Genomic DNA, 16177 nt, shown 5'->3' with positions numbered 1-16177 from the left:
AAGCGAGTATATCGACAAAGCCCGGTCATTCATTGATCGGGCGATCAAAAGCGAGATCCAGAGCCCAGTTTTTACAACAGATCCAATGCCTGCATGGCGGCGCGGATCCGCTCGCGGGTAGCTTCCGACAACGGCATCACCGGCAGACGGCACTCTTCGCTGCACAGACCCAGCAGGGAGACCGCATACTTGGCCCCTGCGGGGCTCGGCTCGGCGAACATGGCCTGGTGCAGCGGAATGAGCTTGTCCTGCAATTCGCGGGCAGCTTGCCACTCACCGGCCAGCGCCAGGTTCTGCACCTCGGCCACCAGCTTGGGGGCCACGTTGGCCGTCACCGAGATGCAACCCTGGCCACCACCGATGTTGTAGGCCACGGCGGTGGCATCTTCACCGGAGAGCCAGGCAAACGGCTTCTTGATGAGCTGGCGTTCAACCCAGGGGCGGGCCAGATCACCGGTGGCATCCTTCACGCCGGCAATGCGCGGCAACTCGGCCAGACGGGCCAGGGTCGCCGGCTGCACGTCAACGATGGCGCGGGGCGGAATGTTGTAGACGATGATGGGTTTGGTGGTGGCGTCGTGCACCGCCTTGAAGTGGTGGTAGAGCCCTTCCTGATTGGGGCGGTTGTAGTAACCGGCCACATGCAGGGTGGCATCCGCTCCCATCTGCTCGGCATAGCGGGTGTATTCAATGGCTTCAACCGGGTTGTTGGAGCCTGCACCTGCGATCACGGGAATGCGCCCGGCCACCAGCTTGACCACCAGCTCCACCACGCGGCAATGCTCATCGTGGGTCAGGGTCGGGCTCTCCCCGGTCGTGCCGACCGGCACTATGCCATGGGTTCCCTGCTCTATGTGCCACTCCACCAGGCGAGCCAGTGCGGCCTCGTCCAGCTGGCCCTGTCGAAATGGGGTGATCAGGGCAACTATCGAACCTTGAAACATGGGATTTCCTTCTCCTAAACAGATGGATTGGTCAATAAAAAGCCCCGGTACGGGAGTCGCTACCGGGGCTTGAATCGTCTCAGGGATGAGAGGTTACGCGCGCACGCCAGCAGGCCCGATTGTCAGGCTGTGTTTATGCTTTCGTTTCGATACGCATGACCGCATTGCATCATCTCTGGGTAAATAAGGCGTCTGGGCATATTTCGGGAACACGGCATAAATGTCAAGGCGAAAGCGGCCATGTATAATGGCCGCCCAAAAATGCGTGGAGAGACCCAATGAGCCGTCCTGTCAGTGCCGTCAGTCAGATGCTGGAACGTAACCAAGCCCTCTTTGTCGGCAAGCGGCTGTTGGTGTGCGGTGCCCTGGAGGATGATTATCCTCGTCAACTGGCCGAGCTGGCACAAAGCCTGACCGTCTTCACCACGGATTACTGCTATTACCGCACCCAGCAGGCCGTTCTGGGAGACGCCATCCTGTTCGATTACCAGCTGGGTGGCGCCCCCCGATTCGATGCCCTGCTGCTGCTGATGCCCAAGGCCAAGGCCGAGGCGCAATACCTGCTGGCCATGATGACGCCGCTGCTCGAAAGCGGGGCCGACCTATTTCTCGCCGGCGAGAACCGGGGCGGCATCAACGGGGCCGACAAGCTGCTGGCACCTTATGGCGAGAAACCGATCAAGCGCGACTCTGCGCGCCGCTGCTCTCTCTACCACGGCACGCTCGACAAACCGGTCGTCCCCTTCGAGCTGGACGCCTGGTTCAGTCGCTATGAGTGCCAGGCGGGCGACACCACCCTGACCGTCATGGCCCTGCCTGGGGTCTTCAGTGCAGACGGCCTGGATCTCGGCACCCAGATGCTGCTGGCGAGCCTCCCCCCCGTAACGGGCAAGCTGCTCGACTTTGGCTGCGGCGCCGGCGTCATCGGTTCCGTGCTGGCCAAGCGCAACCCGGCCCTGGCTGTCACCATGGTGGATATCAATGCCCTGGCACTGGAGTCCAGCCGCCGAACCCTGGCGGTCAACGGTCTGAGCGGACGTGTTCATGCCTCCGATGTCTATTCCGACATTGCCGAAACATTCCAACAGATTGTCTCGAATCCCCCCTTCCATGCCGGGCTCAAGACCTTCTACGCCGCCACCGAAACCTTCCTGGCAAAGGCACCTGAGTACCTGACCGCAAATGGCACCCTGACCATAGTCGCCAATGCCTTCCTGCGATACCAGCCTATACTGGATGCGCACTTCAAACAGACCGAGGTGATCGCGGGCGACGCCAAATTCAAGGTGTATCTGAGCAAAGCTTAAAGAAGTGCAACGGTTGTAATAAAACAAGTAGAGAGTGCCAGACGGGATCTGTTAAGGTACCAAGAAAACGTTCACCACCCCTTTAGGGGTGTTTTTTTCGCAGCAACATGAAAACCTTTTCAACATCATGATCTCAGGGAGAGAACGACGATGGCAGGCATACTCACCATGATACTGGCAGGCGGTGAAGGTACCCGACTGCAACCGCTGACCACCACCCGCAGCAAACCCTCCGTGCCCTTTGGCGGCAGTTACCGGTTGATCGACTTCGTGCTCAACAACTTCGTCAACGCCGACTTCCTGCGCATCTATGTACTCACCCAGTTCAAGTCCCAGTCCCTTTATCTGCACATGAAGAAGGGCTGGAACATCGTCGGCATCACGGATCGCTTCATCGACCCCATTCCGGCCCAGATGCGAATGGGCAAACGTTGGTATGACGGCACCGCAGACGCCATTTACCAGAACCTGCGCTTCATCGAGATCTCCGACCCCGAACACGTCTGCATCTTCGGCTCCGATCACATCTACAAGATGGACGTGAGCCAGATGGTGAGCTTCCACAAGCAGAAAGCGGCCGCCCTGACCGTCGCGGCACTGCGCATGCCCATCGAGGAAGCAAGCGCCTTCGGGGTGATCGAGGTGGATCAGGAAGGGCGCATGATTGGCTTTGAAGAAAAGCCCCGTCACCCGAAACACATCCCCGGCGACCCCACCCAGGCCCTGGTCTCCATGGGCAACTACATCTTCGAGACCGAGGCCCTCTATCGGGAGCTCAAGCGGGATGCCGCCGAGGAGAACTCCAGTCACGATTTCGGCAAGGACATCATTCCCAGCCTGTTCCCCCGTGCCCCCGTCTACGTCTACGACTACAGCACCAACGTGATCCCGGGCGAGAAGCCCAACGTCTACTGGCGCGATGTGGGGACGCTCGACTCTTACTGGCAGGCACACATGGACCTGGTGGCCGACGATGCCCCCTTCTCTCTCTACAATCGCAAGTGGCCGCTGCACACTCATTACCCGCCCCTGCCCCCCGCCACCTTCATCGATACCGACGACTGCAAAGTCAAGATCGCCAACTCCCTGATCTCCGGTGGCTGCTTCATTCAGGGCAGCCAGATCCAGCGATCCATACTGGGATTTCGCTGCAACATAGGCCCCTGCAGCCACATCAGTGAATCCGTGCTGCTGGGGGATGTGAAAATCGGCGAAGGTTGCTCCATTCGCCGCGCCATCATCGACAAAAACGTTGAAATTGCACCCGGCACCGTGATCGGTGAGAATCTGGACCATGACAGAGAGCGGTTTACCGTATCCGAAGGCGGTATCGTCGTGGTACCTAAGGGAGCAAGAGTTGGCTATTAACCCACTGAAAATCCTGTTTGTAGCCTCGGAGGTTGAGGGGCTGGTGAAGACCGGGGGCCTGGCGGATGTGGCCAAGGCCCTGCCGCAGCATCTCGCCCGTCAGGGGCACGATGTGCGCATCATTATGCCCTTCTACAAGACCATCAAGCGCCGGGACGAGGCCACCCTCCTCGCCTCGCGCTGGCTCCCCACCCCCCAGGATCGCAGTGATATCAGCTATCGCATCCATCAGCTGGAACTGGACGGGATCTGCGTCTATCTGCTCGATTGCCCGCACTATTTCGACCGCCCCCAGCTCTATGCCGAGAACAACCAGGCCTATCCCGACAACGGTGAACGCTTTGCCTTTCTAGCCGCGGCGGCTCTGCATGCGTGCGAACAGCTGGGTTTCGCTCCCGACATCGCCCACTGCAACGACTGGCACACCGGTCTGCTGCCGCTGCTGCTGAAAACCCGTCATGCCCACAACCCCTTCTTCCAGCGCACCCGGTCGGTCATCAGCATTCACAACGCGGCCTTTCAGGGGGTATTCGATCGCCAGCAGTTCTGGGCCGTGCCGGAAATCCACGACTACGAGCAGCGCATCAACTACGACTATGGTCACATCAATCTGCTCAAGTGCGGTGTGCTCTACGCAGACAAGATCAATGCGGTCAGCCCCAACTACGCCAGCGAGCTGCTGACGCACCCGGGCGCTCACGGCATGGCCAGCGTATTCCAGCAGCGGGCTGCTGACCTGCGTGGCATCCTCAACGGCTGTGACTATCAGGACTGGGATCCCGCCTTCGATCCTCTGTTGCCCGCCACCTATGATGCCGACAACCTGGATGGCAAACACACCTGCAAGCGCATCCTGCAGCAGGAGACGGGGCTCCCCGTCGGCAACCTCCCCATCTATGGCATGGTGTGTCGACTGACCGAGCAGAAAGGAGTACACCTGCTCATCCCGGCGCTAGACAAGTTCTTGCAACATCAGGTCCAGGTAGTGATCGTGGGCTCCGGTGATCCCTCTCTCGCCGCCCAGTTGCAAAGCATTGCCCAGCAGCATCCCGACAAGTTTGCCTTCATCAATGCCTATGACGACCGTCTGGCCCACCTGGTGGAGGCCGGCGCCGACTTCTTCCTGATGCCTTCTCTGTTCGAGCCATGCGGGCTCAACCAGATGTACAGTCTGGCCTATGGCACCCTGCCCCTGGTTCGGGCTGTCGGCGGATTGAAAGATACCGTCGTGGACTGGGATGCCGACCCGACGCACGCGACCGGTTTCTGCTTCAACGATCCCACTGCCAGCACCTTGCTCGATGCCATGCGCCGCAGCCTGCTCCATTATCTGCAGGAGCCGGCACGTTTTGCCCGTGTGCAGCACCACGCCATGAACACCCGCTTCGACTGGGCAGACTCCGTCATCCTGTACGAACAGATGTATCAGGATGCGCTGGCCACCGTCTGACGCCGATTGCTGAAGTTTTGTGCCCTTGGCACGCCTTTATCCGTCAACAGCGAAAAAAGTCCCCTTTGGCTGTTGACGCCCCCCCAAAACTCTATAGAATCCCCCACCGCAGTGATGCGAAGGTGGCGGAATTGGTAGACGCGCTAGCTTCAGGTGTTAGTGTCCCACGGATGTGAGGGTTCGAGTCCCTCTCTTCGCACCATACTGCAACATGCTCTTATCAGACGGCATGTAAATTCAGACTGATAACCCGATGTGCGAAGGTGGCGGAATTGGTAGACGCGCTAGCTTCAGGTGTTAGTGCCCCCCGGGTGTGAGGGTTCGAGTCCCTCTCTTCGCACCATGCTTTTGTCAGACAGCATGTAAATCCAGACTGATAACCCGATGTGCGAAGGTGGCGGAATTGGTAGACGCGCTAGCTTCAGGTGTTAGTGCCCCCCGGGTGTGAGGGTTCGAGTCCCTCTCTTCGCACCATGCTTCTGGCATGTAAAACACAGAAAATGCGCTCCAACCGCATTTAAAAACCAGCTGGAGAAAATCAGTGTGCGAAGGTGGCGGAATTGGTAGACGCGCTAGCTTCAGGTGTTAGTGTCCCACGGATGTGAGGGTTCGAGTCCCTCTCTTCGCACCATTATTCTGCAAAGGCCCGTTACGAGAGTAACGGGCCTTTTGTGTTTTCATGCCCCATGGCTATGCTGTTGAAGATGCTGCGCCACCACGGGGGTTTTCCCATGATCCTGGATACCGATATTCACAACTTCTATGAGCATCTGGTGCTCAAGGAGATAGAAAAACAGAGGTTGGCTCGAACATTGACCCCCTATCAGCTGGCAGACCTCTGCTGCCTGACACTCAACCAGCTTCCTTCCCACTATATCCGCCACGATGTCGACATGATCTACTTCACGACAGACGCCGAACGCAGCGAGATGGAGAAGAAGGTCATCGCCTCCCTGCGCCAGGCCTACGACAAGATCCAGGCCGTCCCCACTCGCCAGGCTTAATGCCAACCCTGCTGCCAGAGCAGAGTGACGACCCCTGTTATTCCCGCAACCGGCAGCAGGATCAACACCGGTCTCAGCCTGGGTTCCAGCATGACCCAGGCAGCCAGCAAGAACCCCAGGCTCCAGAACCCGTATTCCTTCTCCTGACCCCAGACCAGCACCGCCAGAAGGGCGGCCAAGAGCAGAGCGCGTGCTATCCAGTTCATTGGCATTGGTCCGAAAAAGATTAATGATAACTATTATCATCTTTGGTGTTGCCATCTGCAATCGAACTTGCCTATGGATCTCCGGCTATCAAACGGTGTCGATTGAACAGTGAAAAATGCCGATTAGATCAACTATTTTGTGGGATTTTAAAATTTTAAAGCTGTTTTGCCGAATGAGCAGGGATTTTACACCTCCGCTTTATGGTAGATTGCGCCCTCTTTTGGTAAGCCTCTCGGGATCGACGCATCCGCAGGACGAGAGGGGCTGACCTTGGCGAGCAAGAGTTTAGGGAGCGTCTATGCAAAACCAACAACACCACATCCGATTGCCGGGCATGTCGCAAGTATTTGCCTGCCTGGCCATTTTCCTGGCCCTGGCCTTCTCCTTCACCAGCGTGCTGGATCTGCCAATCCAGCTGGCACTGTTCATCGCCTGGTTCGTCATCATGGGACTCGGCATCAAGCTCGGCCATGATTACAAATCCCTGGAACAGGCGGCAGTCGACGGCGTCGCCAAGGGGATGGGGGCCATCCTGATACTGATCTCCGTCGGTGCCCTGGTGGGCACCTGGATTGCCGGCGGCATCGTCCCCAGCATCATCTACTTCGGCCTCAAGGTGATACACCCCTCCATCTTCCTGCTGGCGACCCTGATCATCTGCTCTCTCACCTCGCTGGCCACCGGCACCTCCTGGGGCTCGGCGGCCACCGCCGGCATCGCCATGATGGGTATAGGCCACAGCCTGGGGGTACCCGCGCCGCTGGTAGCCGGTGCCGTGCTCTCCGGCGTCTACTTCGGTGACAAGCTCTCCCCGCTCTCCGACTCCGTGGTGCTGGCCTCGACCATGTCCAACGTCGACGTGATGGAACACATCAAGGGGATGCTGCCCATCAGCCTGTTCTCCTACGTCATCACCGCCGCCCTGTTCACCGTGGTCGGCATGCAGTATTCCGGCAACGTCAGCCTGGAGCAGGTCAATCTGGTGATGGACGCCCTCGACAAGCAGTTCAACATCACCCCCATGGCCATAGTGCCCGTGGTGCTGGTGCTGGGCCTGTTGGCCAACCGCAAGCCCGCCTTCCCGGTGATCAGCTTCGGCGCCTTGCTGGGTCTTGTCTGGGCCATCGTCTTCCAGGACATGGATCCGGTGAAGGCAATGCACTCCGCCTACAGCCCGTTTGCCATTACCTCCGGCGTCGACTTCATCGACAACATCCTCGGCCGCGGCGGCATGGAGTCCATGCTGGGTTCCGTGGCCGTCATCATCTTCGGCTTGGGCTTCGGCGGTCTGCTGGAGAAGGTCGGCATCCTCTCCGTCATCGCCAGTGCCTTCGAGAAGCGCATCAACAGCGCCGGCAGCCTGACCAGCCACACCATCGGCACCGCCTTCTTGGCCAACGTGTTCGGTTCCGCTATGTATGTATCGCTGATCCTGACCCCCAAGATCATGGCCAAGAACTACGACAGACTGGGGCTGGCGCGCAAGAACCTCTCCCGCAACGCCGAGTTTGGCGGCACCCTCACCTGCGGCATGGTGCCCTGGAGCGACAACGGCATCTTCATGGCCGGGGTCCTCGGGGTAGCGACCCTCGACTACCTACCCTACATGTGGCTCAGCTTCACCTGCATCATTGTGACCATCACCCTCGCCTATCTGGGCAAGGGAGTGAACCGTGTACCGGTCACAGAGGCGGTGACAGCCCGCTAATTTCCGTAAAAACAACGACAAAGGCGCCATCACGGCGCCTTTGTCTGGGCGCGATTCGAGGTTAAGCTGGCACTCACCTTGATCGCACGTGGCAGGACGCCCAGATGAACTTCACCTTTCGCCAGATCCGCTATTTCGTGGCGGTGGCCGACAGCTTCTCGGTGAGCCGGGCAGCCGCCGAGCTGCACATCTCCCAGTCGGCGGTCACCAGCGCCATCCGCGAGCTGGAGACCGAGCTCGGCGCCGCCCTGTTCGAGCGCAACCCGCGCGGCGTCAGCCTCACCACCCAGGGCCACCAGTTTCTGCTGCACGCCCGTCGCATCCTAAGCGCCATGACCGAAGCCAGCCACTCCCTCAAGGCGGTGGCCCAGCAGGATCAGGGGCGGCTTACCATAGGCGTAACCACCCTGGTTGCTGGCTACTACCTGTCGGAAGCGCTCGGCCGCTTTCGCCGCGCCTTCCCGGCGGTACAGATCGAGGTGAAGGAGGATGAGCAGCCCTATCTCGAACACCAGATCGTCAACGGCGAGGTGGATGTGGGGATCCTGATGACCAACCGCACCATCCGCCAGGAGGCGTTCGATACCGAGCTGCTGACCCGCTCGCCGCTGCGGGTCTGGCTCGCCGCCAACCCCCCCTCTGCGCCGAGTCGACCCTCTCCCTCAAGGCGCTCGGCGAGGAGCCCATGATCTCGCTGACCGCCGACCAGCTGGACCAGATCATCGGCGGCGGCCTGCGCCGCTACGGCATCTCGCCGCGCATCGTGCTGCGTACCGCCTCGGTGGAAGCGGTGCGCAGCCTGGTGGCGAGCCAGCTCGGGCTCGCCCTGCTGCCGGACTTTGCCTACCGCCCCTGGTCGCTGGAGCAGGAGCGGGTCGAGGCCCGCGCCATCAAGGAGCCCATCCCCGCCATCGACATCGGTCTGGTGTGGCGGCGCGGCTCGCGCCTTGACTGGGCCGCACGCGAGTTCATCGACATCGCCAGAGATCAGAGCCGGCTGCGGGCCCGCCAGCACCTCCCCCGCTAGGACTGAGCCTGAACAGCCGTGACTCCGGCAAAAAAATCAGATTCATCTGCACTCGATATCGATTTTACAGATACCAAAGCCGCTAAAAATTGAAATTCTCATTGCTCACGGCTTCTCCTACGCTCATGACTGGTTAACAGGATGTTAATTGTCAGCGTGGCATCACAACCGTGCCCGCCCCAGCAAGGAGAGCAAGATGAAACTGACCCCCCTCACCCTGGCCCTGATCCCCGCCCTGCTGGCAGGCCAGGTCCAGGCTGCCCCCACCACCCTCGGCAAGGGTGAAGGCCAGCTCAACATCGTGGCCTGGGCCGGCTACGTGGAGCGCGGCGAGACCGACAAGAACTACGACTGGGTGACCGGCTTCGAGAAAGAGACCGGCTGCAAGGTCAACGTCAAGACGGCCGCCACCTCGGACGAGATGGTGGCGCTGATGAACGAGGGGGGCTTCGATCTGGTGACCACCTCCGGCGATGCCAGTCTGCGTCTGATTGCCGGTGGCAAGGTGCAGGTGCTCAACCTGGCGCTCATCCCGAGCTACAGCAAGATAGACCCCCGCCTGCAGAATGCCCCCTGGCACACGGTAGACGGCAAGCACTATGGCGTGCCCTACCAGTGGGGCGGCAACATCTTGATGTACAACACCAAGGTGTTTCCCAAGGCGCCCGACTCCTGGAACGTGGTGTTCGAGGAGCAGACCCTGCCGGACGGCAAGTCCAACAAGGGGCGGGTGCAGGCGTTCGACGGCCCCATCCACATCGCCGATGCCGCCCTCTATCTGATGAGCCACCAGCCGGCGCTCGGCATCAAGGATCCCTACGAGCTGAACGAGGATCAGTACAAGGCCGCCCTCGACCTCCTGCGCCAGCAGCGCAAGCTGGTGGGACGCTACTGGCACGATGCCTTCGTCCAGATCGACGACTTCAAGAACGAGGGGGTGGTGGCCTCCGGCTCCTGGCCGTTCCAGGCCAATACCCTGATCGCCGACAAGCAGCCTATCGCCACGACGGTGCCCAAGGAGGGCGTCACCGGCTGGGCCGATACCAGCATGGTGCACAGCGAGGCGAAGAACCTCACCTGTGCCTATCAGTGGCTGGAGCACTCCCTCAACAACAAACTGCAGGGGGATCTCGCCTCCTGGTTCGGCTCCGTGCCCGTGGTACCGGCCGCCTGCGAGGGCAATGCCCTGCTCGGGAAAGAGGGGTGCAAGACCAACGGCATCGACAACTTCGATCGGGTTCACTTCTGGCGTACCCCTGTCTCCCAGTGCAAGAGCCAGGGAACCTGCGTGTCCTACTACCGCTGGGTTTCGGACTATATCGCCATCCTGGGTGGCCGCTGAGGTGCCTCAGTAAATGCCGATATGGGGCCGGACAGGAGTCCGGCCCGCTTCCCACACAGACAAGGACGTCCCATGAATGCCGTACAATTTGACCGGGTCAGCCGCCACTATGGCGAGGTGAAGGCGGTCGACGACATCTCCTTCCAGATCCCGGCCGGCGAGTTTTTCACCCTGCTGGGGCCGAGCGGTTCCGGCAAGACTACCTGCCTGCGGATGATCGCGGGCTTCGAATACCCGAGCGAGGGGGAGATCCAGCTGTTTGGCGAGCCCTGCTCCACCGTGCCCCCCTACGATCGCAACCTCAATACCGTGTTTCAGGACTACGCCCTGTTTCCCAACATGGATGTGCGCGACAACATCGGCTACGGCCTGATGCTCAAGGGCGTCGCCAAGGCGGAGCGTTACCGCAAGGTGGACGAGATGCTGGAACTGGTGCGCCTGCCCGGCGTCGGCAACCGCAAGCCGGGCCAGCTCTCCGGCGGCCAGCGCCAGCGCATCGCCATCGCCCGAGCGCTGATCAACCAGCCGCGCATCCTGCTGCTGGACGAACCGCTCGGGGCCCTCGACCTCAAGCTGCGCGAGCAGATGCAGCTCGAACTCAAAGCCTTGCAGCGCCAGCTCGGCATCACCTTCATCTTCGTCACCCACGATCAGCAGGAGGCGCTCTCCATGAGCGACCGCATCTGCATCTTCAATCAGGGCAAGATCGAGCAGATCGCCGCGCCGGATACCATCTACGACGCCCCCGCCACCCCCTTCGTCGCCCGCTTCGTCGGCACAGTCAACCTGTTCGAGGGGGAGCAGGCCCGCCGTCTGTGCGGCGATGCTCAGCAGATGATGGTGCGCCCGGAGCGGATCCGCCTCGCCGAGGCCGGCACACCGGGCTGGTCCGGGGTGGTGCGCGAAGTGGAGTATCTCGGCCCCTTCGTGCGCTACCGGGTCGATCTCGGCGAGCAGCTCGAGCTTATCGTCAACCACCCCAACGAGGGCCAGGCCCGTCTGCCCCGTGGCGCCCGGGTCAGCCTCAGCTGGCCGGAGCAGGCGATCCATCGCCTGCACACCGCCCCTCAGGGAGCTCAACCATGAGCGCCCCCCACAGTGCGAGCCTTGCCATGAGCCAACCCACTGCCCCCCTCTCCTATCGGCCGCTGCGGCGCCTCTCCACCCTGCTCTACGGGCGGCCGGGTCTGTTGCTGGCCATCCTGCTGGGGCCCCCCCTGCTCTGGCTTGGCATCATCTATGTCGGCTCCCTGCTGATGCTGCTCTCCAACGCCTTCTTCGGACTGGACGAGTTCAGCGGCCAGATCCGCCACGAGCTGGGGCTGCAGAACTTCGTTGCCCTGCTGCGGGCTGAGAACCTGGACGTGATCCTGCGCACCGTCGGCATGTCGCTGCTGGTGACCCTGGCCTGCGCCCTGCTCGGCTTTCCGGTGGCCTACTACATGGCGCGCTACACCAGCGGCAAGACCCGGGCTCTGTTCTACGTCGGCATCATGCTGCCGCTCTGGTCCAGCTATCTGGTACGGGTCTACGCCTGGAAGCTGATCCTGGCCAAGGAGGGGGTCATCAGCTGGCTGGCAGATACTCTGGGACTGGACTGGCTGCTGGACGCCATCCTCTCGCTGCCGGTGATAGGGGGGCCGTCGCTCTCGTTCTCGCGCATCGGCACCTTCATCGTGTTCGTCTACGTCTGGCTGCCTTTCATGATCCTGCCCATCCAGGCGGCGGTGGAGCGGATCCCGCGCTCCTTGCTGGAGGCGAGCGGCGATCTCGGCGCCACCCCTACCCAGACCTTTCGCACCCTGATCCTGCCGCTGGCCCTGCCCGGCGTGGTGGCGGGCTCCATCTTCACCTTCTCCCTGACGCTGGGGGACTACATCATCCCCAGCATCATAGGCAACTCCACCATGTACATAGGTCAGGTGGTCTACATGCAGCAGGGCACGGCGGGCAACCTGCCCTTCGCCGCCGCCTTCTCGCTGGTGCCGATCCTCATCATCGCCATCTACCTGACCATCGCGAAACGCCTGGGGGCCTTCGATGCGCTCTAATACTTCCATGAAGCGGGACCATGGCAGCCAGCCCTCCGGCCTGCTCAAGTACGCGGCCATCGGCGGTCTCCTGTTCCTGCACTTTCCGATCCTGTTCATCTTCCTCTACGCCTTCACCAGCGAGAGCAAGAGCTACCAGTTCCCGCCCCCCGGCATCACCCTCAAGTGGTTCGAGGTGACCCTCAACCGCCCCGACGTGTGGCGCGCGATCCAGCTGTCGCTGGAGGTAGCGGGACTGGCGACGCTGGCCGCCATGGTGCTCGGCACCCTGGCGGCGGGGGCCATCGCACGCAGCCGCTTCTTCGGCCAGGAGGTGGTATCGCTGTTGCTGGTGCTGCCCATCGCCCTGCCCGGCATCGTCACCGGCATCGCGCTGCGCTCCGCCTACGGGGTGATGGAGATCCCTTTCAGCTTCTGGACCATCGTCATCGGTCACGCCACCTTCTGCGTGGTGGTGGTCTACAACAATGCCCTGGCGCGCTTTCGCCGCACCAACCAGAGCCTCATAGAGGCGTCGATGGATCTTGGTGCCGACAGCTTCCAGACCCTGCGCTACGTGATCCTGCCCAATCTGGCCACGGCACTGCTGGTGGGGGGCATGCTGGCGTTTGCCCTGAGCTTTGACGAGGTGATCGTCACCACCTTCACCGCGGGCCAGCAGACCACGCTGCCGATCTGGATGTATCAGGAGCTGATCCGGCCACGGGACAGGCCGGTCACTAACGTGGTGGCGCTCATCATAGTGGCCTTCACCACCATTCCCATTCTGCTTGCCTACTACCTCACCCGCGACGGCCAGGACGTTTCCGGCAGCGGCAAATAACGACTCAACGCGTGCGCAAGGATGCAACCATGAAACTCTCTACCCAACTTTTGATCGACGGTCAGTTCGTCACCGGTGACGGCCAGGCCGAGCCCATCCTCAACCCGGCCACCGGGGAGCTCATAGCCTCCGTGCCTGAAGCCTCGTTCGAGCAGGTGAACCGGGCGGTGAACGGCGCCCAGCGCGCCTTCGCCCAGTGGAGCCGCACCACCCCGGCGAGCCGCAGTACCCTGCTGCTGCGCCTGGCCGATGCCATCGAGCGCCACGCCGAGGAGTTCGCGGCCCTCGAATCCCTCAACTGCGGCAAACCCTATCTGGCGGTGCTCAATGACGAGCTGCCGGCGGTAGTGGACTGCTTCCGCTTCTTCGCCGGCGCTGCCCGCTGCCTGCAGGGGCCGCTGGCGGGGGAGTACATCGAGGGGCACACCAGCATGATCCGCCGCGACCCCATCGGTGTGGTGGGCAGTATCGCCCCCTGGAACTATCCGCTGATGATGGCGGCCTGGAAGATGGCCCCCGTGCTCGCCGCCGGCAATACGGTGGTGCTCAAGCCCTCCGAGCAGACCCCGCTCACCGCCCTGCGCCTGGCGGAGCTGGCCAGCGAGCTCTTCCCGCGCGGCGTCATCAACATCGTCTGCGGCCGGGGCGAGAGCGTGGGGGCGCCGCTGGTGGAGCACCCGCTGGTGCGCATGGTGTCCCTCACCGGTGACATCGCCACTGGCCAGAAGATCCTGCAGAGCGCCGCCCGCACCATGAAGCGCACCCATCTGGAGCTTGGCGGCAAGGCGCCGGTCATCATCTTTGACGATGCAGACTTGGAGGCCGTGGTGGCCGGCATTCGCACCTTCGGCTTCTACAACGCCGGCCAGGATTGCACAGCCGCTTGCCGCATCTATGCCCAGGGCAAGATCTACGACAAGTTCGTCGCCGCCATGACCGAGGCGGTTGCCTCCATCAAGGTGGGCGGTCCGCGCGAGGAGGGGGTGGAGATGGGGCCGCTCATCTCGGACCGGCAGCGCAACCGGGTGGCCAGCTTCGTGGAGCGGGCCCAGAGCAGCGGTCACGTGGAGGTGACGGCGGGGGGCAAGATCCGCCCCGGCCACGGCTTCTTCTTCGAACCGACCCTGATCGCCCACGCCCGTCAGGAGGATGAAATCGTGCGCCGGGAGGTATTCGGCCCGGTGGTGTCGGTGACCCGCTTTGGCGACGCCGAGCAGGTGGTGCAGTGGGCCAACGACTCGGACTACGGCCTCGCCAGCTCGGTCTGGACCCGGGATCTCGGCCTTGCCAGCAAGGTAGCCAGCCACCTGCAGTACGGCTGCACCTGGATCAACACCCACTTCATGCTCACCTCCGAGATGCCCCACGGCGGCATGAAGATGTCCGGCTATGGCAAGGATCTCTCCCTCTACGCGCTGGAGGACTACACGGTGCCGCGGCATATCATGGTCAAGCTCTAGACTCCCGTCCCCCTGAAAACAAGATGGCCCCTTGGGGCCATCTTGTTTTGCATCAGGTCTGTGCATCCCTGCTGTGCACCGACGCAGCGTCACCATTCACCCGACCGCGACCCGCATCAACATCATGACAACCGCCACAGCCAGTGGTGATCCAGAATCAGCAGACCAAACAGCAGCATCAGGTGATAGATGGAGAAACGGAAGGTGCGCATCGCCTGGCCGGGGCGCTCCTCATATTTCAACAACCAGCCATGCCAGCAGAATCCAAGGTTCAGCCCCAGGCTGCCGACCAGGTAGACAAGCCCCGACATGCCGATCAGATAGGGCAGCAGACAGACGAGCGTCAGGATCAGCAGATAGAGCAGGATGGCTGTCTTGGTGAAATCGGTGCCGTGGGTGACCGGCAGCATGGGAATGTCGGCACCGGCATAGTCATCGCGCCGGTGGATGGCCAAACACCAGAAATGGGGCGGCGTCCAGGTAAAGATGATCATCACCAGCAGCCAGGGCTCGGCCGAAAGCTGCCCCGTGATGCTGGTCCAGCCCAAGAGCGGTGGCATGGCTCCCGCCAATCCACCTATGACGATATTCTGCGATGTGGCCCGCTTCAGCAGCAGGGTATAGACGACCGCATAGCCGAACAGGCTGGCCAGGGTTAGCCAGGCAGTCAGGGGATTCACGCCCCAATGGAGCAGAACAAACCCCGACAGTGCCAGACAGATCGCAAAATTCATCGCCTGCCCCGGCGTGATCCGTCCCGTGGCGACCGGGCGCCAGCGCGTTCTGCGCATCCGGGCATCGATGCCGCTATCCAGAGAATGGTTCATGGCCGCCGCCCCGGCAGCGAGCAGTCCAATCCCCGCCAGGCCCAGTATCATCTCGTCCAGAGAGGCGCGTGTCGGCTCGGCCAGCAGCATGCCCACCCAGGCGGTCAGGAGCAGCAGGGCGACCACCTTTGGTTTGGTCAACTGACAATAATCGTGCACCCGGCGGAGGGCGAAGCGCTGTACCCGCCCTCTCCCATTCATGTCCGGCTCCTGACCATCCCAGGGGATGGCAAGGGGTCGTGATGAGGCAAAGAGAGGCTCCCGCGCGCCAGCACACAACAGGCCAGCAGGTGGGCGGCCACCAGATTGTGTGCAAGGGCGTTGGCCAGCGGCAGGGCCAGATGGACGTTCGCCAATCCCAAGGCAATCTGCACGGTCAGCAGACCCAGCAACAACCAGCCAAACCCTCTCAAGGGGGACCGCTGGCAGAGCAGCGCGAGGGCGAAAGCACCCACCAGCAAGGCCGTGGTCAGCGCTCCCAGGCGATGGGCGATGTGAATGGTCTGGCGCGCCTCCTTGCCCAGCACGCCGAATACCAATCGGATTAAACATTAGGTCAGTTTTATCCAATCTCGGCTACAAAGTGACATCACCCGCTCCACATCGGCAATAAAGTGCTTCCAGGCCGATGTGCAGGCATCAAGGATGTCGTCGTAATC

General features: G+C 61.7%; 13 protein-coding genes, 4 tRNA genes and 2 pseudogenes. 15 read left to right on the top strand and 4 right to left on the bottom strand.

Annotated features, from left to right (window positions below; translation table 11 throughout):
* Positions 1–71: 71 nt before the first annotated feature.
* A complete protein-coding gene (dapA, locus tag C3418_RS07220) occupies positions 72–944 on the bottom strand; it encodes a 4-hydroxy-tetrahydrodipicolinate synthase (RefSeq protein ID WP_010675753.1) in 873 nt (290 codons plus the stop codon).
* 278 nt (positions 945–1222) lie between these two features.
* Between dapA and rsmC the strand changes: the two genes are divergently transcribed.
* The 8 genes and pseudogenes from rsmC (at position 1223) to C3418_RS07180 (ending at position 6073) form a co-directional block, all read left to right on the top strand.
* Entirely contained in the window at positions 1223–2251 is a 1029-nt protein-coding gene (rsmC, locus tag C3418_RS07215) for a 16S rRNA (guanine(1207)-N(2))-methyltransferase RsmC (RefSeq protein WP_103858228.1), read from the top strand.
* Positions 2252–2398: 147 nt separating this feature from the next.
* A pseudogene (glgC, locus tag C3418_RS07210) lies at positions 2399–3619 on the top strand (glucose-1-phosphate adenylyltransferase); the annotation flags it as partial.
* Positions 3609–5069, top strand: coding sequence for a glycogen synthase GlgA (gene glgA, locus C3418_RS07205; protein ID WP_029314827.1), 1461 nt, complete (start codon positions 3609–3611; stop codon positions 5067–5069). The pseudogene glgC and the gene glgA, both read left to right, overlap by 11 nt.
* Before the next feature lie 116 nt (positions 5070–5185).
* Positions 5186–5271 (top strand) — tRNA-Leu (locus tag C3418_RS07200).
* A 55-nt stretch (positions 5272–5326) separates the two neighbouring features.
* Positions 5327–5412 (top strand) — tRNA-Leu (locus tag C3418_RS07195).
* Positions 5413–5457: 45 nt separating this feature from the next.
* Positions 5458–5543 (top strand) — tRNA-Leu (locus C3418_RS07190).
* Positions 5544–5614: 71 nt separating this feature from the next.
* A tRNA-Leu gene (locus C3418_RS07185) sits at positions 5615–5700 on the top strand.
* Positions 5701–5800: 100 nt separating this feature from the next.
* Positions 5801–6073, top strand: a complete 273-nt coding sequence (locus C3418_RS07180; protein ID WP_103858241.1) for a late competence development ComFB family protein — start codon at positions 5801–5803, stop codon at positions 6071–6073.
* Here the strand turns inward: C3418_RS07180 and C3418_RS07175 are convergent.
* Positions 6070–6279: a hypothetical protein gene (locus C3418_RS07175; protein WP_052814427.1), complete on the bottom strand. Its 210-nt coding sequence runs from the start codon at positions 6277–6279 to the stop codon at positions 6070–6072. The genes C3418_RS07180 and C3418_RS07175 overlap by 4 nt on opposite strands.
* 299 nt (positions 6280–6578) lie before the next feature.
* On the opposite strand from C3418_RS07175, the gene nhaC reads away from it, so the two are divergent.
* From nhaC to C3418_RS07140, 7 genes and pseudogenes are all read left to right on the top strand, one after another.
* Positions 6579–7988, top strand: coding sequence for a Na+/H+ antiporter NhaC (nhaC, locus tag C3418_RS07170; protein ID WP_045522095.1), 1410 nt, complete (start codon positions 6579–6581; stop codon positions 7986–7988).
* Between the two features lie 104 nt (positions 7989–8092).
* Positions 8093–9015, top strand: a pseudogene (locus C3418_RS07165) (LysR family transcriptional regulator).
* Between the two features lie 196 nt (positions 9016–9211).
* Positions 9212–10357, top strand: a complete 1146-nt coding sequence (locus C3418_RS07160; protein WP_103858227.1) for an ABC transporter substrate-binding protein — start codon at positions 9212–9214, stop codon at positions 10355–10357.
* 72 nt (positions 10358–10429) lie between these two features.
* Entirely contained in the window at positions 10430–11443 is a 1014-nt protein-coding gene (locus C3418_RS07155) for an ABC transporter ATP-binding protein (RefSeq protein WP_103858226.1), read from the top strand.
* Positions 11440–12408: an ABC transporter permease gene (locus C3418_RS07150; protein ID WP_052814417.1), complete on the top strand. Its 969-nt coding sequence runs from the start codon at positions 11440–11442 to the stop codon at positions 12406–12408. The genes C3418_RS07155 and C3418_RS07150 overlap by 4 nt, the downstream gene beginning before the upstream one ends.
* A gap of 7 nt (positions 12409–12415) precedes the next feature.
* The gene (locus C3418_RS07145) at positions 12416–13231 is read left to right on the top strand and encodes an ABC transporter permease (RefSeq protein ID WP_103858225.1); all 816 of its coding nucleotides are present in this window, start codon (positions 12416–12418) and stop codon (positions 13229–13231) included.
* 29 nt (positions 13232–13260) lie between these two features.
* Positions 13261–14691 carry a gamma-aminobutyraldehyde dehydrogenase gene (locus C3418_RS07140; protein ID WP_103858224.1) on the top strand — a complete coding sequence of 477 codons (1431 nt, stop codon included), beginning with the start codon at positions 13261–13263 and terminating at the stop codon, positions 14689–14691.
* A 122-nt stretch (positions 14692–14813) separates the two neighbouring features.
* Here the strand turns inward: C3418_RS07140 and cyoE are convergent, their stop codons facing one another.
* Positions 14814–15719: a heme o synthase gene (gene cyoE, locus C3418_RS07135; RefSeq protein ID WP_052814414.1), complete on the bottom strand. Its 906-nt coding sequence runs from the start codon at positions 15717–15719 to the stop codon at positions 14814–14816.
* The gene (locus tag C3418_RS07130) at positions 15716–16057 is read right to left on the bottom strand and encodes a COX15/CtaA family protein (RefSeq protein WP_244053522.1); all 342 of its coding nucleotides are present in this window, start codon (positions 16055–16057) and stop codon (positions 15716–15718) included. Before C3418_RS07130 ends, cyoE begins: the two co-directional genes overlap by 4 nt.
* Positions 16058–16177: the final 120 nt, after the last annotated feature.

The organism is Aeromonas sp. ASNIH8 (genome assembly GCF_002919855.1).
In the GTDB taxonomy this organism is placed as follows: Bacteria; Pseudomonadota; Gammaproteobacteria; order Enterobacterales; family Aeromonadaceae; genus Aeromonas; species Aeromonas caviae.
The sequence above is the reverse complement of the archived record's forward strand: the minus strand, read 5'-3'. Positions and strand labels throughout refer to the sequence as shown.